At 66.0% G+C, this 19,090-nt stretch carries 17 protein-coding genes; 10 read left to right on the top strand and 7 right to left on the bottom strand.

Annotation, left to right across the window (positions count from 1 at the left end; genetic code table 11):
* From LB529_RS03525 to LB529_RS03495, 7 genes are all read left to right on the top strand, one after another.
* On the top strand, positions 1-267 hold the full coding sequence (locus LB529_RS03525) for a sarcosine oxidase subunit delta (protein ID WP_224710199.1): 267 nt from the start codon (positions 1-3) through the stop codon (positions 265-267).
* Complete coding sequence (locus tag LB529_RS03520; protein WP_224710198.1) at positions 264-3,119, top strand: 2Fe-2S iron-sulfur cluster-binding protein; 2,856 nt, start codon at positions 264-266, stop codon at positions 3,117-3,119. Before LB529_RS03525 ends, LB529_RS03520 begins: the two co-directional genes overlap by 4 nt.
* Complete coding sequence (locus tag LB529_RS03515) at positions 3,120-3,701, top strand: hypothetical protein (protein WP_224710197.1); 582 nt, start codon at positions 3,120-3,122, stop codon at positions 3,699-3,701.
* A 2-nt stretch (positions 3,702-3,703) separates the two neighbouring features.
* Positions 3,704-4,612, top strand: coding sequence for a dihydrodipicolinate synthase family protein (locus LB529_RS03510; RefSeq protein WP_224710196.1), 909 nt, complete (start codon positions 3,704-3,706; stop codon positions 4,610-4,612).
* A gap of 7 nt (positions 4,613-4,619) precedes the next feature.
* Entirely contained in the window at positions 4,620-5,588 is a 969-nt protein-coding gene (locus LB529_RS03505) for a D-2-hydroxyacid dehydrogenase (protein WP_224710195.1), read from the top strand.
* Positions 5,589-5,650: 62 nt separating this feature from the next.
* Entirely contained in the window at positions 5,651-7,192 is a 1,542-nt protein-coding gene (locus tag LB529_RS03500; RefSeq protein ID WP_095768562.1) for a trimethylamine methyltransferase family protein, read from the top strand.
* Between the two features lie 9 nt (positions 7,193-7,201).
* A complete protein-coding gene (locus LB529_RS03495; protein WP_224710194.1) occupies positions 7,202-8,692 on the top strand; it encodes an N-acyl-D-amino-acid deacylase family protein in 1,491 nt (496 codons plus the stop codon).
* On the opposite strand, the gene LB529_RS03490 is transcribed toward LB529_RS03495, so the two are convergent.
* Genes LB529_RS03490 through LB529_RS03460 form a run of 7 tightly spaced genes read right to left on the bottom strand, consistent with a single transcriptional unit; the run spans position 8,677 to position 15,797 of the window.
* Entirely contained in the window at positions 8,677-9,342 is a 666-nt protein-coding gene (locus LB529_RS03490) for a cysteine hydrolase family protein (protein WP_224523192.1), read from the bottom strand. The two genes, LB529_RS03495 and LB529_RS03490, sit on opposite strands and share 16 nt — an antisense overlap.
* A complete protein-coding gene (locus LB529_RS03485; protein WP_224710193.1) occupies positions 9,339-10,616 on the bottom strand; it encodes a Zn-dependent hydrolase in 1,278 nt (425 codons plus the stop codon). Before LB529_RS03485 ends, LB529_RS03490 begins: the two co-directional genes overlap by 4 nt.
* On the bottom strand, positions 10,613-11,773 hold the full coding sequence (locus tag LB529_RS03480; RefSeq protein ID WP_224710192.1) for an NAD(P)/FAD-dependent oxidoreductase: 1,161 nt from the start codon (positions 11,771-11,773) through the stop codon (positions 10,613-10,615). The genes LB529_RS03485 and LB529_RS03480 overlap by 4 nt, the downstream gene beginning before the upstream one ends.
* Complete coding sequence (locus LB529_RS03475) at positions 11,770-13,089, bottom strand: Coenzyme F420 hydrogenase/dehydrogenase, beta subunit C-terminal domain (protein WP_224710191.1); 1,320 nt, start codon at positions 13,087-13,089, stop codon at positions 11,770-11,772. Before LB529_RS03475 ends, LB529_RS03480 begins: the two co-directional genes overlap by 4 nt.
* Positions 13,080-14,009 (bottom strand): nitrilase-related carbon-nitrogen hydrolase, encoded by a 930-nt coding sequence (locus LB529_RS03470; RefSeq protein ID WP_224710190.1) that lies wholly within the window; start codon positions 14,007-14,009, stop codon positions 13,080-13,082. The genes LB529_RS03475 and LB529_RS03470 overlap by 10 nt, the downstream gene beginning before the upstream one ends.
* Entirely contained in the window at positions 13,994-15,424 is a 1,431-nt protein-coding gene (hydA, locus tag LB529_RS03465; protein ID WP_224710189.1) for a dihydropyrimidinase, read from the bottom strand. Before hydA ends, LB529_RS03470 begins: the two co-directional genes overlap by 16 nt.
* Positions 15,425-15,446: 22 nt before the next feature.
* A complete protein-coding gene (locus LB529_RS03460; RefSeq protein WP_224710188.1) occupies positions 15,447-15,797 on the bottom strand; it encodes a RidA family protein in 351 nt (116 codons plus the stop codon).
* Between the two features lie 293 nt (positions 15,798-16,090).
* Between LB529_RS03460 and LB529_RS03455 the strand changes: the two genes are divergently transcribed.
* From LB529_RS03455 to LB529_RS03445, 3 genes are read left to right on the top strand one after another with little or no spacing between them, the layout of a single operon-like run.
* Positions 16,091-17,278 carry an MFS transporter gene (locus tag LB529_RS03455; RefSeq protein ID WP_224710187.1) on the top strand — a complete coding sequence of 396 codons (1,188 nt, stop codon included), beginning with the start codon at positions 16,091-16,093 and terminating at the stop codon, positions 17,276-17,278.
* Positions 17,278-18,039 (top strand): SDR family NAD(P)-dependent oxidoreductase, encoded by a 762-nt coding sequence (locus tag LB529_RS03450; RefSeq protein ID WP_140839273.1) that lies wholly within the window; start codon positions 17,278-17,280, stop codon positions 18,037-18,039. Before LB529_RS03455 ends, LB529_RS03450 begins: the two co-directional genes overlap by 1 nt.
* 24 nt (positions 18,040-18,063) lie before the next feature.
* A complete protein-coding gene (locus tag LB529_RS03445) occupies positions 18,064-19,086 on the top strand; it encodes an NAD-dependent epimerase/dehydratase family protein (protein ID WP_224710186.1) in 1,023 nt (340 codons plus the stop codon).
* Positions 19,087-19,090: the final 4 nt, after the last annotated feature.

Genomic DNA, 19,090 nt, shown 5'->3' with positions numbered 1-19,090 from the left:
ATGAAACTGCTTACCTGCCCCATGAACGGCCTGCGCAACATCGACGAGTTCCAGTCCTTCGGCCCGGTGCGTGCGCGGCCCGATCCGGACGCAACCGCCGATACCGAATGGTCGCGCCATCTGTTCCGCGCAGAAAACCGCAAAGGTGTCGTGACCGAGTGGTGGCGGCACGTGCCGAGCAACTATTATTTCCTGGCCGAACGCGATCTCGTGAGCAACGAGATCATCTGCACCTTCGATGCGTCCGAGCTGCGGGACCGCGCATGAACCGGCTGCTCGCCCCTTTTGGAAGCCGCATCGATCGAAGCCGGCCTATCCGCTTCACCTTCGAAGGCAAGCCTTTTAAAGGCTATGAAGGCGACAGCATCGCCAGCGCCCTCGCCGCTTCCGGCCAATGGGTGTTGTCGCGCTCATTCAAATATCATCGACCGCGTGGCATCCTGTCGATGACCGGGACCGACGCCAACGCGCTGGTGCAATTGCCATTCGAACCTAACGCCGCCGCGGAGTGGACGCCGATCAGCGAAGGGCTGCGGGTCAGCGCACAGAACGTCAACGGCTCGCTTGAGCGCGACCGCGATGCCATCATGGACAGGTTCGGCCGCTTCCTGCCGGTCGGGTTCTACTACCGCACCTTCATGGGTCCGCGCCGCGATAGCTGGCTGAAATTCTGGGAGCCGGTGATCCGTCGCAAGGCGGGCCTGGGCGTGGTCGACACCAAGGCCCCGCACCGGCATTTCGACAAGACGCATCTGCATTGCGACCTGCTCGTCGTCGGCGCAGGCCCGGCGGGATTGAGCGCCGCGATCGCCGCTGCTGAAGCTGGCGCCGATGTGGTGCTGTGCGACGAGAATCCTGAGATCGGCGGCTCGCTGAGCTATGGCCGCTACGATCCGGCCATCCTCTCCGGTCTGTTGGCAAGGCTCGAGTCGCTGCCCAATCTCAAGGTGCTGACCGGCACGGTCTGCAATGGCTGGTATGAAGACAACTGGCTGCCGCTGATCGAGGGCGATCGCCTCTATCGCACGCGCGCTCGCGAGGTGATCCTGGCGACCGGCGTCATCGAGCAGCCGGCCGTCTTCCGCAACAACGACCTGCCCGGGATCATGCTCGGCAGCGCCGCCCAACGGCTGATCCGGCACTATGGCGTGCGCCCTGGCACCAGCGCCGTGGCGCTCGCCGCCAATGACGACGGCTACCGGACGGCGCTCGACCTGCTGGATGCGGGTGTGTCGGTCGTCGAGCTTGTCGATCCGAGACCCGCTCGCGAGGCCGGTCCGTTGGAAACCGAACTGCGCAGCAAAGGCGTCACCATGCGCAAAGGCGCGACTATCGAAGCGGCGGAAGGCACAGTCGGAAATCGCCACCTTGCCCGCGTCCGTGTCGGCGGGAGCTGGATTGCTTGCGACCTGCTGACGGTTTCGATCGGCCAGGCGCCAGCATGGCAATTGCCGTGCCAGGCCGGCGGCAAGGTCGGCTATGATGCCGGCATGCAAACGATGACGATCACGTTGCCGAAAGGTCCCGTCCATCTCGCCGGCGCCGTTGCCGGATCGGATGATCTTGAGGACGCGATCGCCAGCGGCCGGCGCGCGGCGGCAGCAGCGCTCGTGCGACTCGGCCATGCGGTCGCCGATGAGCCTCAGGTCACGGCGAAGACCATTCGGCCGCGCTATGTGCAGCCGATTGTCGCCGACCCCAAGGGACGTGACTTCGTCGACTTCGACGAGGATCTGCAAGTCAAGGATCTGCAGAACGCGACCAAGGACGGCTATCGCGAGATCGAGCTGGTAAAGCGCTTCACCACGGTCGGCATGGGCCCGAGTCAGGGTCGCCATTCGGCCTTGGCGACCGCCCGCATCGTCGCCGAGGCAACCGGTAGGACGGTCGGCGAGATCGGCATCACCACGGCGCGGCCTCCTGTCGGGCCGGAAACGCTCGGCGTGCTTGCCGGTCACCACGAGGCGCTGGAGCGCCGCACGGCGCTGCATGCGCGGCACATCGCGCTGAACGCCGCGATGAAGCCGGTCGGCGCATGGTGGCGGCCTTATTACTATGGTGACGCAAGCAGCGCTGACGAGTCTGTCCGCCAGGAAATCCTGGCCGTGCGCGAAGGCGTCGGCCTGCTCGATGTCTCGACGCTCGGCAAGCTGGAGATCCGCGGGCCGGATGCCGGCGAATTTCTCGACCGCCTCTACACAATGGCGCATGCCAATCAGCCGGTGGGTCGTGTCCGCTATTGCCTGATGCTGAACGAGATGGGCTCGGTGGTCGACGACGGCGTCGCCTACCGGATGGCCGAGGATCAGTTCTATGTGACGGCAACCACCGGCGCCGTCGCGCGCGTCTATGCCGACATGCTGTTCTGGAATGCCGAGTGGCGTCTGAAGGTCGACGTGCTCAACCTCACCGGCGCCTTCTCCGGCCTCAACGTCACCGGACCCAAGGCGCGCCAGGTGCTCGAAGCGCTGGAGAGCGACATCGACTTCAGCCGCGACGCCTTCCCCTATCTCAGCGGCCGCGACGGCACCGTCGCCGGTGTCCCGGTCCGCGTGATGCGCATCGGCTTCACCGGCGAGCTGAGCTACGAATTGCATTGCCCCTCCAGCCTGGCGCCCAGTCTGTGGCATGCGGTAATGGCGGTGGGCGGACCGCATGGCCTGCGCCCCTACGGGCTGGAGGCGTCGCGCATCTTGCGCCTGGAGAAAGGCCACATCCTCATCGGCCAGGACACGGATGCGATCACCACCCCGGACGAGTTGGGCTTCGGCTGGGCTGTCTCGAAGAAGAAGCCGTTCTTCGTCGGCAAGCGCTCCATCGAGATGCGCGCGAGGCTCGGGCAGAGCCGCAAGCTGGTCGGGCTGCAATTCCCCGCCGGCGCGCGGAACATCCCCGGCGAAAGCTGTCTGGTGTTGCGCGGCGGCGCGCCTGTCGGCCAGATCACCTCGGTCGGATATTCGCCGTCGCTTGGGCGGCACATCGCGCTCGCTTATGTCCATGTCGACGACCAGGCGGAAGGCAGTCGCGTGACGGTGAAATGCCGCAATGGTGAATTGGTCGAGGTGCCGGTCGTCGCCCATGCCTTCTTCGATCCGACCAATGCGCGGCAGGAGATCTAGATGGCCGCCGGCACCGCGACGCGCATCTACCCCTTCATGCCTGGCGGCGCAGCCGACGGCCCGGAGCTGATTTCCGGCGCGGTCGTGCTGAGCGACCTCACGGATCGCCCGCGCTTTGGCCTGAAAGGCGGCGGCAGCGCCGCCTGGCTTGCCGCGCAGGGCGTTACGCTGCCGGCCGTCAACCGCATCGGCGACCACCGTGGCATGCGGGTTCTGCGCCTCGGCAACGAGGACATCCTGCTTCTCGCTGAGAGCGCCGGCGAGACTCTCGCCGAAGTCAAAGCGGCCTGGCAGGCCGCGACGGCGCCAAACGGCTACTCCTCATGGCGCGAGGAAGGCTGGGCATGGATGCGCCTTTCCGGTCCCCGCCTTGCCGAAGCGATGAGCGCGCTTTGCGCGCTGGACCTGAGACCGCAAAAATTCGGCCCCGACGATATCGCGCAGACGCGCGTCGGCCATATCGAAGCCGTGACGTTCCGTTCGCCGACGGGTTTCGACATACTCTTCGACATCACCGCTTCGGCCTACTTCGCCCGCGCCGTCGCGGCGGTGGTCGGCCACACAGGCAAGCATAGAGGATAGTCATGACCCGCCCGCAAGGAACCATCGCCCCGATCCTGACGCCATTCGAAGATGACGGCCGCATCGCGCGCGATCTGTGGATCTCTCACGCCAAATGGGTGCTCGGCCAAGGCGCGCATTTCCTCTCGCCCTTCGGCACGACGGGCGAAGCGCTGTCGGTGTCCTTGCGCGAGCGCATGCAGGCGCTGGAATGGCTGGTCGAGGCCGGCATTGCGCCGGACCGGCTTATGCCCGGCACCGGCGTCACCGCGCTTCCCGAAACGGTCGAATTGTCGGCCCACGCCGTCGGCCTCGGCTGCGCCGCCGTCATGGTGCTGCCCTCCTTCTTCTACACCGGCGCCGGCGACAACGGCCAGGCGCGCTACTACAGCGAGCTGATCGAGAAGGTGGCAAAACCTTCGATGCGCGTGATCCTCTACCACATCCCGCAGAACTCCGGTGTGCCGGTCAGCCCTGCCCTGGCGGCCAGGCTGAGCAAGGCGTTCCCAAACACCGTTGTCGCCTACAAGGACAGCGCCGGCGACTGGAACAACACCGCCGCCGTCATCTCCGCCGCGCCCGATATCTCGGTCTTTCCGAGCTCCGAGGCGCAGCTCACCAAGGGTCTGGCGAGCGGCGCGGCCGGCTGCATTTCGGCCACCGTCAATTTGAACGCCGCCGCCATTCGCCGCCTCTATGACGCGGCCCGGCAGGGCGAGGACGTCGCCGAAGCCGATGGCGCTATCAAGACGTTCCGGAAGGTCATCCAGGATGCCGGGTTGATCCCTGCGATGAAGGCGGTGCTTGCAGTCAAGTCCGGCGACCGGCGCTGGCTGAACCTGCGCGCGCCGCATGAGAATGCGACGCTCGAGAACGGCCGGGCGCTGCTTGCCGTCCTCGGCAGCGCCGCCGATCATATCGGCCGCGATTGAGATCGCGATGTCGGCGCGCCCAACAATCATCCTGCACACCGACAAGCCTGCCGGCGCGCTCGCGGTGCTTGCCGAGACACATCCGGATCTGGATGTTCATGTCTGCGACACCTATGCCGGCCTTCCCGCTTTGATCGAGCGGACCGCCGCGGAAGTAGTCTATTCGATCCGCTTCGACGGCACGCCGCGCTATCCGCGCCAGGTCCTCGTCGAGAGCCCGACGGTGAAATGGGTGTCGATCGGCGGCTCCGGCACCGACCATCTCGGTCGCTGGGATCCGAATCATGTGACGGTGACGAACTCGGCCGGCGTCGCCGCCGGTATGCTGGCCGAATATGCGCTCGGAGCCATGCTCTCCTTCTCGCTCGACCTGCGCGGTTTCGAGCGCCGGCAACAGGCCCGCCAATGGGGCGGCGGCCGCGTCGAGCCGATCGAGGGTAAGACCGTCCTCATCGTCGGCCTCGGCAAGACCGGTGAGGCCGTCGCGCGCCGCGCGCAGGCGATGGGCATGCGCACCCTGGGCATCCGCGCGCGACCGAAACCGATGCCGTCGCTCGACGAGGTGCATGGGCCCGACGCGCTGCTGCCTCTGACCGGCCGTGCAGATTTCATCGTCTGCTGCGTGCCTCTGCTGTCCACCACGCGCGGCCTGCTGGGCGAGGCCGCTTTCGCCGCGATGAAGCCGTCCGTCGTTCTCATCGACATTTCGCGCGGCGGCGTCATCGAGGAAAAGGCCCTTCTCGCCGCGCTTGATGCGGGGCGGATCAAGGGCGCGGCGCTCGACGTCTTTGCGACCGAACCGCTCCCGGCGGAGCATCCGCTCTGGAGCTACGACAACGTTGCCGTCACGCCGCATTGCGCTGCGGTTTATGACGGCTGGGAGATCAAGTCGGTGCGCATGTTCGCCGACAATCTGGCGCGCTACCGCCGCGGCGAGCCGCTGGAGAATGTGGTCAATCCGGAACGCGGCTACTGAAAGCAATTCCAGGAAAAGTGCAGCGGTTTTCCGTGCGAGAACAAGAATCGAAGGGGAATGCTATGTCACAGGACAGGCGCGGCGGTGGCCGCAGATCGAAGCTCGGGCGCGGTGGCGGCGGCATCGCGCAGCTGCCGTGGCAGAGCGTCAAGAACCCCTACCCGCCTATGCAGCTCCTTGACGAGGAGCGCATGGAGCAGTTGCACAAGACCTCGATGCGCATCCTGTCGGAGCTCGGGATCCGCGTCATGAGCGAAAAGGTTATGGACCTGTTCGCCAAGGCTGGCGCCATCGTCGATCGCGAGGAGCGGACCATCCGCATCGACGAGAGCATCGTGACGGAAGCTCTGAGCAACGTGCCCTCCTCCTTCACGCTGACCAGCCGCAATCCGGACAAGCAGATCCATTTCGGCGGCAATTCACTGGTTTTCGGCCTGGTCGCCGGTCCGCCCAATGTGCATGACCGCATCAACGGCCGCCGTCCGGGCAACCTCCCCGACTACCAGAACTTCATCCGGCTGGCGCACCACTTCAACGCCATCCACATCATCGGCAACCAGGTGGTGGCGCCGATCGAGCTGCCGGCGAATTCCCGCCATCTCGACACCTACCATGCCAATCTGACACTGAGCGATCTCTCCTTCCATTGCACGGCGATCGGCCGCGCCAGGGCGATGGACGGCGTCAACATGATGGCGATCGCGCGCGGCATCTCGGTCGAGGAGATGCGCGCCTCGCCGGGCGTCACCACGATCATCTCGATCAACTCGCCGCGCCTGTTCGATGACGCGATGGCGGAAGGCCTGATCGCCATGGCCGAGCACGGCCAGCCGGTGACGGTGACGCCCTTCACGCTGATGGGCGCGATGACGCCGGTGACGCTGGCCGCCGCGCTCTGCCAGCAGAACGCCGAGGCGCTGTTCGGCGTGACGCTGACCCAGCTCGTCAACCCCGGCACGCCGGTGATGTACGGCGCCTTCACCTCCAATGTCGACATGAAGTCGGGCGCGCCGGCCTTCGGCACGCCGGAAAACGCCAAGGCCAACATCATCGCCGGCCAATTGGCGCGGCGCTACAACCTGCCCTACCGCACCTCAAATGCGAATGCCTCCAACGTGGTCGACTTGCAGGCCGCCTACGAGACCGAAATGGCGACATGGGGCGCGGTGCTCGGCGGCGCCAATTTGATCTATCACGCCGCCGGCTGGCTGGAGGGCGGGCTGACGGCGTCCTACGAAAAGCTCGTGCTCGACGTCGAGATCCTGCAGAACATGATGGAGTTCCTGCGGCCCTTGCCATTCCAGGAGGACGACCTCGGCTTCGAAGCCATCAAGTCGGTGCCGGCCGGCGGCCATTTCTTCGGCGCCGAGCACACCATGTCGCGCTACACCACCGCCTTCTACCAGCCGATGCTCTCCAACTGGCAGAACTACGGCGCCTGGCAGGAAGCCGGCGGCAAGGATGCGCTGGAGCGGGCGACAGAGCTCTGGCAGCAGGCGCTGCACGACTATGAGGAGCCGGTCATGGATCCCGCAATCCGCGAGGAGCTCGACGCCTATGTCGCGCGCCGCCGCGAGGAGATCGCCGCCAATCCGGAAGCTTAGGACACTACAATGCCTTACGACCTCGTTATCCGCCACGCGACGCTGATCGCCGGCGACGGCTCGGCACCGTTCGAGGCCGACATCGCCGTTACCGGCGACAGAATCGCGGCGATCGGCCGGCTGGACGATGAGCACGGCATCGAGGAAATCGATGCTCTGGGCAAGGTCGTCGCGCCCGGCTTCATCGACGTGCACACCCATGATGACGGCGCGCTGCTTTCGCCGCGCGGCATGGACCCGAAGATCAGCCAGGGCGTGACGACGGTGATCGCCGGCAATTGCGGTGTCAGCCTGGCGCCTCTGCTGCTCGACAAGACACCGCCGCCGCCCTTCACGCTGGTCGGCGGCCGCGAGAACTTCCGCTTCGGCCGCTTCGCCGATTATGTTGCGGAGCTGAAGCGGCGCGGCATCGCCACCAACGCGGCCCTGCTCGTCGGCCACACCACCTTGCGCCAGCGCTGCATGCCGGTGACCGATCGGCCAGCCGATAAGGCCGAAACGGCGGCAATGCAGGAGGCAGTAGCCGAGGCCATGCCGGAAGGTGCGTTCGGCCTCAGCACCGGGCTCGACTATCCGCCGGCCGTCAACTCATCGACCGATGAGGTCAAGGCTCTCGCCGCCACAGCGGCAGGCCTGGGCGGTCCGTATGTCACCCACACGCGCAACTATTTCGAGGCGATGGACGAGGCGATCGAGGAAGCGATCGACATTGCCGGTCATGCTGGCGGCAAGCTGTTCATCTCGCATCACCAGTGCACCGGCCGCGCCAATTTCGGCAAGAGCCTGCCCTCTCTCGCGCGCATCGACCGGGCGCGCGAGACGATGGACATCGGCATGGATGTCTATCCCTATGCCGCGAGTTCGACGGTGCTGCGGCTGGAGCGCTGCGATACCGGCCTGAAGATCCTCATCACCTGGTCCGATCCGCATCCGGAGATGGCAAGGCGCGAGATCGCCGACATTGCCCGCGAATGGAACTGCACCGAGCGCCAGGCGGGCGAGCGCCTGCTGCCGGCAGGTGCCGTCTATTTCCAGCTCGATGAGGACGACGTGCGCAACATCATCGCGCACCCGGGCACCATGATCGGCTCCGACGGCCTGCCGTACGACATTCACCCGCATCCGCGCCTCTGGGGCACGTTTCCGCGCGTGCTCGGACATTACGCGCGGGATATAGGGTTGCTCACTCTGGAGGAAGCCGTGTTCCGCATGACCGGCCTGCCTGCGCGTGAATTCGGCATCCAGGAGCGCGGTATTCTCGCCGAAGGCAATTTCGCCGATCTCGTCATCTTCGACCCCGAGAGGATCATCGACACCGCCACCTTTGAGGAGCCGCGCCGGCCCGCCGCCGGCATCGACCATGTCTTCGTCAACGGCGTCTCGGTCTGGTGTGGCGGCAGAGCCACCGGAGCGCTGCCCGGCGCGGTTCTCAAGCCTTCGGCTTCAAAGACGGTATTCAAAGGCGCATGCGGCTGTGGCGCCGATCACAGCGCCTCGTAGATCCGGTCTACGCTCTCCAGCGTATAGGCGAATTCCACCGGCCGCGTGCAGCGCCAGCCCTCGAAGGGCTGTTCGGCAAGCGCCTTCAACGCCTGCCGCAGACGCAATATGCCGCCGCCATAGAGCCGGTTCGCCATGTCGAGCATGCCGGTGCGGTGCATGGCTTCCGTCATGCTGCCGCAGGCCTCTTTCACCAGCCAGACGCGAAAACCCTGATAAACCGCATCGAACACGCTCTCCGTCACACAGCTGTCGGTGAGCACGCCGGTGACAACAAGGTTTTCAACCCCGAGCGCGGCGAGGCGCTGCGAAAGATCGGTGCGGCGAAAGGCGCTCGGCCAGTGTTTGTGGATGACGATGTCGCCGGGCACGGCCGCCACCTCGGCGCAGATGTCCGCGCCTTCGCTGCCCGCGACGGCGGAGCGGAATTCTTCGGTCAGGATCTCCTCCTGACGCGCGTAGCCTTCACGCTCTTCCGGCTTGACCCAAGCCTGAGCGTGGATGACCGGCACGCCAGCCTTGCGGGCGGCCTCGATCAGCGCTGCGGCATTGGCCAGCACCGCGTCGTAGCCGACGACCGGCCATGCCGCGCCGGGTCGGTACTCATTCTGCAGGTCGATGACGAGCAAGGCAGTCTTGGCGAGGTTCATGGCTGATCCAGGAGATTGTCGAAGTCGGTGACGAAGCGCAGAAGCAGACGTATCGCCTGATCGAGATCGGCGATCTCCATCGCTTCATGCGGATTGTGGCTGCCGTTTTCGTTGCGCACGAAGAGCATGGCGGTCGGAATGCCCGCGCCGGCGAACGTGGCCGCATCGTGCCCTGCTCCGCTCGGCACATGCGGCGCCCTCATCTGCAATGCGGTCGCGGCGCGGTCGAGCCTAGCGATCAACGCCGGCGACATGGTCGCCGGCTCCCAGGTGAAGCGCGGGCCGGTCTCGAAGCTCACCCGACGCTTGCCGCCAACCTCCGTGAGAATAGTCTGCAGCCGCGCCTCGATCCGCTCCAGAACGGCCGCCTCGGCGCTGCGCACATCGAGTGTGAAACCGAGCTCACCCAGAACACGGCTGCCGCCATGCTGCGTCGGATCGGACTGCACGCGGCCGAAGGTGATGGTGGCCTCACGCCCTTCGCGTTCGAGCGCATCCCATTCGGTTTCGAGCGCGGCGACCAGATCGGCAAAGCCAAGCACGCTGTCATGCCGGGCAAAGCGCGGCTCGGCGCCGGAATGGGCGTAGGCGCCAAGGCATTTCGCGTCGACATAGCGGAAGCCGCCGGCGATCCCGGTGACGATGCCGACCGGCGCTTCGGCGGCGGTCAAGCGTGGCCCCTGCTCGATATGCACCTCGACAAAAGCCGCGATCCGGCCTGCATCGATGCCCGGCATGCCCCGCCGCACGACATCAGGGTCGAAACCTTCCTCGCGCATGTGCTCGGCCAGTGTGCGGCCGCTGTCGGAGCGCCTGGCTTCGAGCGCCCGTGGCTCCAGCAGGCCAAGCGCTGCCTGGCTGCCGGGGTAGGACAGCGGAAACCAGACGGCTTCCTCGGCGCGCGTCACCAGCACGATGAGGTCGCGTGGCAACCGGATGCCCTGCCCGACCAGTTCGGCCATGACCGCCAGGCCCGCCACGACACCGGCGGCGCCATCGAAATTGCCGCCATGCGCCACGCTGTCGAGATGCGAGCCGATGACGATCGCCGGCAAATCCGGGTCACGGCCTTTCAGCGTCAAATAGAGGTTGCCGGCGGCATCGACGCGCGCGACGGCGCCGAGCTTTTCCGCCTCCTTGCGCACAAAGTCATGGGCGAAGCGCTCGCCCGGCCCGTAAGCAACGCGCGTGATTCCCGGCGCGTCCGTCGTGGCTTCGGCGAGTGCGTTCAGGATACGTCCCGCCAGTTTCCCACCGGCCGTCAGTGAGCTCATGGCGCGGCCCGTCGAGCTTCGCCCTCGGCGCCGCGCAGCCGGTGCGGCGTCAGATCGTCCAAGGAAACGCCTTGCCTCGCGACATTGTCCGGCAGGCCGCCGCCGGCGATCAGGCTGGCGCAGATGCGCGACAACGCCGGCGAGGTCTTGATGCCGTAGCCGCCCTGCCCGACTAGCCAGACGAAATCCGGAAATTCGTTATCCGGCCCGACCACTGGTGACCCGTCGGCGACAAATGTCCGCAAGCCCGCCCAGGAGCGCGACACGCGCTGCACCTCGATTGTCGTCGCCCGTTCGAGACGCTCGGCGCCGATCGCGACATCGATGTCTTCGGCAAATGCGTCCATCGGCGTCGACGGCGTGGCGTCGGCCGGCGACACGAACAATTGCCCGGCATCCGGCTTGAAATAGAATTCCGCGCCGACATCGTTGACCAGCGGCCAGTCGCTAATGTCGACACCCGCAGGTGCGGGAATGTTGAAGGCGGTGCGGCGCTTTGGCTGCAGGCCGACCGGGCGCACGCCAGCCATCGCAGCGACCTCGTCGCCCCAGGCGCCAGCCGCATTGACGATCAGCGGCGCAAGGAATGTTCCCGCCTCCGTCTCGACCCGCCATAGACCGCCCTGTCGGCCGATGGTCCGTACACCCGCCTTGGTGACGATGCGCGCGCCATGCGCTCGCGCGCCGCGCAAAAAACCCTGGTGCAGGCCGTTGACGTCGATGTCCATCGAATGCGGTTCGATATAGGCGCCGGCGAGGTAGTCCCGGCGCAGCACCGGCACGCGCGCGATCGCCTCCGCCGGCGTCATCGCGACGATCGAGGGAACGAGCGCCTGCGCGGCCGCCAGATCTTCACGCAAAAGGTCGAGTTGGTCGGTGCGCGCCACGGTGATCATGCCGCGCTTGCTGAGCAGCGGATAATCACAAAAACCCGTCGGCGGCTCGGTGAGAAACGCCCGGCTGGCGAGCACGATGCGGCGGATGACGCCGTTGCCGTAATTCTCGGTGAAGCTCGCCGCCGAGCGTCCCGTGGTGTGATAGCCGCAATGGCTCTCGCGCTCGAGCAGCACGACCTTCTTATCGCGCGAAATCTCGAAGGCAGCGCCGGCGCCGGCCATGCCCCCGCCGATGATGATGACTTCGGTCTGCCCGCTCATCGGCGCTCATCCTCCACGACTATTTTGCGCGGCACGGCTGGCGGCTCGCCCAGGCGGCCGCGGCGCGCGCGATCGCGGGCGCCCCGCCCTTCGGCCAGATTGTCGGCCGGCGAGTTCTGCACGGCGCAATCCCGCAAAGCGAGGTCGCTGACAAAAGGCACCGGCTTGCCTGCGATTGCCATGCCTGTCAGCCGCGCCCACACGGCGCGCCGCTTGCGCACTTGATGCGACTGCAATTCGCTGATCTCGGCGATGCCGCTCTCCCGCTTGATCTGCAGTACGCCAGTCTCAACGGCCGCGTCGAACAGCTCCAGCCCGCGCTTCGTGCGCACGATGATGCCATTGAGTGGCTCGTCCTCGACGGCCGGTCCGCCGTTCAGCCAGGAATCCGATACCGCGATATCCGCCACCTGCCCGATCGCGTCGGGGCAGATCTTGCAGCGCGGCTGGATCATCCATTTGTCCTCGTCTTCCCACAGCTGCCGATAGCTGATCTCGAAGGCGCGGCCGTCTCTGGTTTCGACGCGGTTCAGGCCAGGATTTCCATATCCCCGGTAGCGGAAGAGAGCGAGCTCGTCCTCACGAAGGCCAAAACGCTCCAGCACCTGTTCCGACTTGGTCAGGTCAGAGGCCCCGCCGCAGACGAAGGCGAGCGCATAGCGCATATATTCGTCGACACGCAGATCGAGCCGCGCCAGGTTTCGCACCGCGGTGATGTCGCAGGGCTTGGCGATCAGGGCGAACGGCTCGCCGCGGTCGAGGATGTCGTTGAAATCCACCAGCGTCGCCGCCGGCCCATAGCGCGAGCCGGCGCCTTCGAGCACCGAAGCGCTGTCGAAGCTTAGCCTTCGTTCCGTGCGCATCGGCATGGAACGCGAGGCCGCGACGTGCAGCACGAACTTGACCCGTCCCGAGTCGAGCAGGAACTGCCCGAGCGCCGTCAGCGTCCCGCCGCCGGAGCCGATAAACCGCACTGTGGGATTTCCAGCGGAGCCGAGCACAAGCCGTTCAACAGGCCCCCAGACGGTATCCGCTAGCCTGGCCTCGCGCCGTTGCGCCGGAGGCGGACCGGCGATCCTCGTTCCTGGGCAGACGGCGTTGATCTTCGCCAAAGTCGCCTTATCCAACGCCTGCCTCGCCACTGGCCGCTCTCGGCCTTCCGGCGTCATCACCATCTCGATTTCTCCAGCACCGGCAATCGAGACGCAAAGGCCGCAACCGATGCAAAGTCCGTTCTCCACGATGTCGCCAAGCGACAGCGGGTCGGCTGCGAGCGCCGCGGTGTCCTGACTGTATCCGGTTTCGATCAGGCCCATCGCGGTCGGACAGGCTCCGAGATGCGCTTGTACTGGTCGGGGCGGCGATAGAGCTCGAAGTTGAAATTCACCTTCCGGCAGGTCTCGATCAGATCGAGATCGGCGCGGTGGACAATGACCTCGTCGTCGAGCGACATCGCCTGCGCGGCGATCTCGCCGGTCGGCGCGATGATGCAGGATCCGCCGATCAGCGCTTGCCCGTCTTCCAGGCCCGCCTTGGCGGCGGCGCCTATCCAAAGCGTGTTCTGGTAGGCGCCGGCCTGCATCGGCAGATGATTGTGGAACATTCTCAGATGCGCCAGCGCCGGCGCCTCGTCGAGCAGCAGCGGCGTGTTGTAGCCGAGCAACGCCACCTCGGCGCCGTTGAGGCAGAGCATGCGATAGGTCTCCGGCCAGCGGCGGTCGTTGCAGATGGCAAGCCCGACGCGCACGCCGCGATAGTCGAACACCGGAAAGCCGAGATTGCCCGGTTCGAAGTAGCGTCGTTCGAGATGCGTGGTCGTGCCCGCCTCCGGCTCGCTCGAGCCCGGCACATGCATCTTGCGGTAACGGCCGATGAAAGCGCCATCCGGTCCGACCAGATCCATCGTGTTGAAATGGCGTGTGCGGCCCTCTTCATGCGCAAGCTCGCAATAGCCGAGCGCGAAGCCGACCTTCAGCCGCGCGGCGGCATCGTAGAGCCGCTGCGTCTCGGGTCCCGGCATCGAGACTTCGAAGAAGGCATCGATCTCGGCCTGGTCGTCGATGCGCCAGCGCGGGAAGAAAGTGGTCAGCGCCATTTCCGGAAACACCGCGATCTCGGCGCCGGAAGCCGCTGCCTTTTCGAGCAGATGCACCAGCCGCCCGACTGTCTCGGCGCGCGTGGCGCTGCGCTGGATCGGTCCGGTCTGGCAAACGGCGATGGTCAGGCATCGAGCCATGGTGTCCAATCCTCGACTGGTTTTCCCAAAAGCGCCGGATCGGCGGCGGCGCGCGCCACGAAGCGCCCGAACCCCGGTTCGGCCTGCAGCTTGCCGTCGGCGACCACCGGCACGCCGCGCACCAGGACGGTGGTCGGCCGGCCGGTGACGACCTTGCCCTCATAGGGCGTGAAATCGACGTGCGAATGCAGCGCCTTGTGCCCGAGCGTCCAGCGCGCAGCCGGATCCCACAGCGCGAGGTCCGCGTCGAGCCCGACGGCGATGCTGCCCTTGCGATCGGCGAAACCGTAGATCGAGGCGGCGTTGCGCGAGGTGAGGTCGAGATAGCGCTCGAGCGTCAGGCGGCCTGTGAGCAGCCCCTCCGAAAACAGCAGCGGCAGGCGTGTCTCGATGCCGGGAATGCCGCTCAGCGTCGTCGTGAAACCGGGTGTTTCGGAGCGGCCGATCTTGTCGGCGAAATAATATGGCGAATGGTCCGACGACCAGAGGTCGATGCCGCCGTTAATCAGCTCCTGCCACAGATGCTCATGGCTGCGCGGCGACCGCGGCGGCGGCGAAAAGACGAAGCGGGCCGCGTCGACTGCGTCGCGGTCGAGGTCAGCCGCCCCAAGAAAGAGATATTGCGGACAGGTCTCGGCAATGGCGTCGACGCCGCGCGTCTTTGCCCGCGCCACTTCCTCCGCCGATTGCCAGGAGGAGACATGCACGATGGTCATGCGCGCGCCGGTCATCTCGGCGAAGGCTAAAGCGCGATGCGTCGCCTCGCGCTCCATCGTCTCGCTGTGGGCGACGACATGATAGCGGATATCGGTGCGGCCGAGATCGATCAGCCGCTGTCGCGTGCGGCGGATCGCGGCGTCATTTTCGGCATGGACCATGACGATCCAGCCTAGTCGTCTCGCCGTATCGAGCACTCGGAAGAACAGGTCGTCGTCGACGGCAAAACCCTGATAGGTCATGAACAGCTTGACCGAAGCGATGCCGCGCTGGGCAAGCTGGTCGAGTTGGGCTTCAACATCAGCGCCAGTGCCCATGGTGACCACGGCATGCAGCCCATAGTCGATCACGGGACGCCCCGCCGCGCGCTCCAGCGCGCGGTCAATGGCGCCGATGGTGGTCATGTCCTGCCCGGGCATGCCGAACGGGACGATGCAGGTGGTGCCGCCAAAGGCCGCGGAGATCGTGCCGGAATAGAAATCGTCGGCATTGCCCGCGCCGCCCCAGACCGGCTGGTCGAGATGGCAATGCGCGTCGATGCCACCGGGCATCACCCAGCTGCCGCCGGCGTCGATCGATTTCCCCCCGGTCAGGCCTTTGCCGATCGCGGCGATGCGGCCGTCGTCTATGCCGATGTCGCACTCGGCCCAGCCGTCGTCGAGCGCCACGCGCCCGCCTTTGATCACCAGCTCATGCATTGGCGTCCCCTCGCCGGCCGGCTCATCCGACGGCCGCCGTCACCATGATCTCGACACGGTACTGGTCGCCGGCAAGCCGCGCTTCCACCGTGGCGCGCACCGGCATGGCGCTCCTGTCGATCCAGGCGTCCCAGGCCGTGTTCATCATCTCGAAATCGGCGATGTCGCGGAGCCAGATCTGGACGCTGAGCAGCTTCGACTTGTCGCTGCCGGCCTTGGCCAGAAGCGTATCGATCTTGGCCAGGATCTGCTTGGTCTGGCTGGTGGTGTCGCCGGAAAGATCATCCGCGGTCAGGCCGGCCACATAGACGGTGCCGCTATAGCGGAGCACCCGGCAGAAGCGCTGGCCGTTTTCGAGGCGTTCGATCGTCATGATGTTCCCTTCCGCTGGGTTCCAGATCCGGTTTTTGCCTATGGTAAGGAGGGTGCAAAACCGCTGTAAAGCCCGCGACGCGCCGAGACGCCGCTTTCCTTTGCCGGCATGGCCAAAAAAATTTAAGCCATAGCCGCGTCAATCTTCGTTTGTGGCAGCCACTATAAAGTGTAGCTTCAGCTCGGGCTGCCGTCGGTCAACGGTGCCGCCAGGGAGCCGCCGCAGCCGCATTCATGAGGTCGATCGCTCAATCCGCGATGAGGCTTTGGCAAAATGCTGAGCGCTCCCGCGCCATGCTGCCGATCATGGTCGGCGTCTGCCTCGCTTGCATCGGCAGCGCCATGCTGACCACCGCCGTGTCGCTGCATCTCGGCAAGCCCGGCATTTCGCCCCAGGTCGTGCAGATCGTGCTGACCGCCTATCCCGTGGGCTTCCTCGTCGGATGCCTGGTCACGCGCCCGGCTGTCGCCCAATACGGCCACGAGCGCACCTTCGTCGCGATCCTTGTGCTGGCGCTGCTGGCCGCTTCAGGCTTTGTCTTCACCGAATTCCTGCCGAGCTGGATCTGCTTCCGCCTGCTCGGCGGCATGGCGATGGCGTCGTTGTTCGTGGTCTGCGAAAGCTGGATCAACCTCTACGCCGAGCACCACAATCGCGGCGCGTTGTTTTCGCTCTACATGCTGACGACGGCGATCGCCGTGCTGCTAGGACAACTCCTTGTCGGCCTGGTCGGTCCGCAATCGCCGCATCTGTTCCCGGTCGCGGCGGCGACGGTGCTTCTGGCGTTGATCTCCAAATTCATCGGCGGTCGCTGGCCGGCGCTGCCGGCCAGCGATCCGGAGCACGCAAGTTCGGCGAGACCGGTCAAGCGCCTCGGCCCGCTGGCGCTCTTTCGGCTGGCGCCGGTGACGGTCGTGGCGATCTTCCAGGGCGGCATCACCAACATGAACATCTTCGTGCTGACGCCGATCTACGGCACGCAGATCGGGCTGTCGGCGGCAACGACGGTCGGGCTGGTTACGACCATCAGCATCGCCGGCATGCTGGCGCAGACGCCAGTCGGCTGGCTGTCGGACAGGTTTGAGCGGCGAATCATATTGCTTGTCCAGGGCGTCCTGTCCGTCACGCTCTGCGCTGCGATCGCCTGGCTCGGCAATTTTTCGGTGCCGCTGCTCTTCGTGCTGTTCTTCCTCTATGGCTGCACGGCGCTCACCGTTTATCCCGTGGCGATGGCCTTCGGCGCCTCGCAATTGCACAGCCGCCACATGGTCGGCGCTTCCGGCACGCTGCTCCTGCTCTATTCGATCGGCAATGTCGCGACGCCCGGCATTTCCGCCGGCCTGATGGACCGCATGGGCGCGCCGGCCATGTTCCTCTTGCTCGGCGGCGGCGCCGTGCTGGTGACGATAGCTGCCTGCTACAATCTTTTACGCCGGCCGGTCATCGCGCCGACGATGCAGGCAGCCGAGGAGCAGGTCTGATGACGGATGCAATGAACCGCATGAAGGGCAGCGTCATTCTCATTGCCGGCGCTGCCAGCGGCATCGGTGCGGCGATTGCACGACGCTGCGCTGCCGAAGGCGCAAGCGTCGTCTGCGCGGATTACGATCTTGAGGCTGCGACTAAGCTTGCCGAAGCGCTTGGCCCTGCCGCGGCCGCTTGCCAGTGCGATGTGACGAACATCGAGTCCGCCGAAGCGGCCGTCGCGTTCGCCCGGCAAAAATTCGGCCGGCTCGACGGGCTGGTGCACAATGCCGCGGCCCCCTCCACCAACGCCACCGTCGTCGATCTCGATGAAGGTGCGTGGCGGCACGAGATCGATATCGGCCTGACCGGCGCCTTTCTGATGAGCAAGTTCGCCGTGCCGCTGATCGCCGCAAGCGGCGGCGGCTCGATCGTCTTCATCGGCTCGCAATTCGGGCGCGTCGCCACGACCAAGGCCGTCGCCTATTGCGCTGCCAAGGCCGGGCTGATCCACCTTGCCAAGGCGATGGCCGTGGACCACGCGCCCGACAAGGTTCGCGTCAACAGCCTGTCGCCCGGCGCGGTTGCCACGACCCGCCTGCTGCGCCGGTTCGCCGATTTCGAGGCCGCCAATGCCGGCCTTGGTCCCGCCCATCTGCTCGGCCGCATCGCCGATCCTGACGAGATCGCCGCGGCGGCGGCTTTCCTGCTTTCCTCGGACGCATCCTTCGTCACCGGATCCGACATGCTCGTGGACGGCGGCTATGCGACGCGCTGAGCCCGTATTTTCAAAGGAGTTCCCATGACCCTGCTCGTCACTGGCGGCACCGGCTTCGTCATGAGCGTGGTTGCGCGCGCTTGGCTGGATCGCGACCCTCTGGCCCGCGCCGTGATCCTCGACCGCTCCGGCCTCGACGCAGCCGCTGAGAAGCATTTCGCGCCGGTGCGCGACCGGCTGACGGTAATCGCCGCCGATATCCTCGACCCGCAAGCCTGGTCCGCGACGCTCGACCAGCAAGGCATCACGGCAATCGTCCACGGCGCGACGATCACGCCGATCTCACGCGGCAGCGCTTCGGAGGCCAAGCGCCAGCCGGAGGCCGAGGATCCGGCACGCATCGTCGACGTCAATCTGATGGGCACCGTGCGCATGCTGGAGTGGGCGCGCGCGAGGCCCGGCCTCAAGCGCTTCGTCTATGTCAGTTCCGGTTCGGTCTACCGCCACAACGGGCCCGACTGGAGTAGCGAGCCGCTGCCGGAAGACGGCTATGTCGCGCCGCTGACGCTCTACGGCATCTCGAAATTCGCTTCCGAGATGGTCACCAACCGCTATGCCGACCTGTTTAACCTGTCGGCGGTCTCGGTGCGGCTTGCTTCCGTCTACGGGCCGATGGACCGCGCCACCGAGAGCCGCAACTTTCGCCATGTCCCCAACCGCGTCGCGCATATGGCTCTGGCCGGCGAGACGATCAGGCCGAACAGCCTGGAGCCTGTCGGCGACTATGTCGCCTCGACCGACGTTGCCGCAGCGATCCTCGCGCTGATCGACGCGCCGCGCCTCAATTACCGTCATTACAATATCGGCTCCGGCTCCAGCCAGACCATCGGCGAGATCATCGGTTGGGCAAAAGAACGCGTGCCGGGGCTGAAGGCCGAGGTGACATCAGGAGAAGACGCCAACATCGTCCAGGACGTGGCGCTGAAAGGCGGTATGTGGGGCGCCTATGACATCGCCCGCATCCTGCGCGACACCACATGGCGGCCGCGTCCCGGCAAGGAAGCCTTCCACGCCTATATGGACTGGATCGCCGCCAACGAAAGCTGAGGAG

It is taken from the genome of Mesorhizobium sp. CA5, assembly GCF_020165105.1.
Lineage (GTDB): Bacteria > Pseudomonadota > Alphaproteobacteria > Rhizobiales > Rhizobiaceae > Mesorhizobium.
This window is presented reverse-complemented; position numbering and strand designations above follow the sequence as displayed.

Excerpts from the sequence above, each read along its gene's own strand:
- LB529_RS03525 (WP_224710199.1), top strand. The coding sequence starts at position 1 with ATGAAACTGCTTACCTGCCCCATGAACGGCCTGCGCAACATCGACGAG.
- LB529_RS03520 (WP_224710198.1), top strand. The coding sequence starts at position 264 with ATGAACCGGCTGCTCGCCCCTTTTGGAAGCCGCATCGATCGAAGCCGG.
- LB529_RS03515 (WP_224710197.1), top strand. The coding sequence starts at position 3,120 with ATGGCCGCCGGCACCGCGACGCGCATCTACCCCTTCATGCCTGGCGGC.
- LB529_RS03510 (WP_224710196.1), top strand. The coding sequence starts at position 3,704 with ATGACCCGCCCGCAAGGAACCATCGCCCCGATCCTGACGCCATTCGAA.
- LB529_RS03505 (WP_224710195.1), top strand. The coding sequence starts at position 4,620 with ATGTCGGCGCGCCCAACAATCATCCTGCACACCGACAAGCCTGCCGGC.
- LB529_RS03500 (WP_095768562.1), top strand. The coding sequence starts at position 5,651 with ATGTCACAGGACAGGCGCGGCGGTGGCCGCAGATCGAAGCTCGGGCGC.
- LB529_RS03495 (WP_224710194.1), top strand. The coding sequence starts at position 7,202 with ATGCCTTACGACCTCGTTATCCGCCACGCGACGCTGATCGCCGGCGAC.
- LB529_RS03490 (WP_224523192.1), bottom strand. The coding sequence starts at position 9,342 with ATGAACCTCGCCAAGACTGCCTTGCTCGTCATCGACCTGCAGAATGAG.
- LB529_RS03485 (WP_224710193.1), bottom strand. The coding sequence starts at position 10,616 with ATGAGCTCACTGACGGCCGGTGGGAAACTGGCGGGACGTATCCTGAAC.
- LB529_RS03480 (WP_224710192.1), bottom strand. The coding sequence starts at position 11,773 with ATGAGCGGGCAGACCGAAGTCATCATCATCGGCGGGGGCATGGCCGGC.
- LB529_RS03475 (WP_224710191.1), bottom strand. The coding sequence starts at position 13,089 with ATGGGCCTGATCGAAACCGGATACAGTCAGGACACCGCGGCGCTCGCA.
- LB529_RS03470 (WP_224710190.1), bottom strand. The coding sequence starts at position 14,009 with ATGGCTCGATGCCTGACCATCGCCGTTTGCCAGACCGGACCGATCCAG.
- hydA (WP_224710189.1), bottom strand. The coding sequence starts at position 15,424 with ATGCATGAGCTGGTGATCAAAGGCGGGCGCGTGGCGCTCGACGACGGC.
- LB529_RS03460 (WP_224710188.1), bottom strand. The coding sequence starts at position 15,797 with ATGACGATCGAACGCCTCGAAAACGGCCAGCGCTTCTGCCGGGTGCTC.
- LB529_RS03455 (WP_224710187.1), top strand. The coding sequence starts at position 16,091 with ATGCTGCCGATCATGGTCGGCGTCTGCCTCGCTTGCATCGGCAGCGCC.
- LB529_RS03450 (WP_140839273.1), top strand. The coding sequence starts at position 17,278 with ATGACGGATGCAATGAACCGCATGAAGGGCAGCGTCATTCTCATTGCC.
- LB529_RS03445 (WP_224710186.1), top strand. The coding sequence starts at position 18,064 with ATGACCCTGCTCGTCACTGGCGGCACCGGCTTCGTCATGAGCGTGGTT.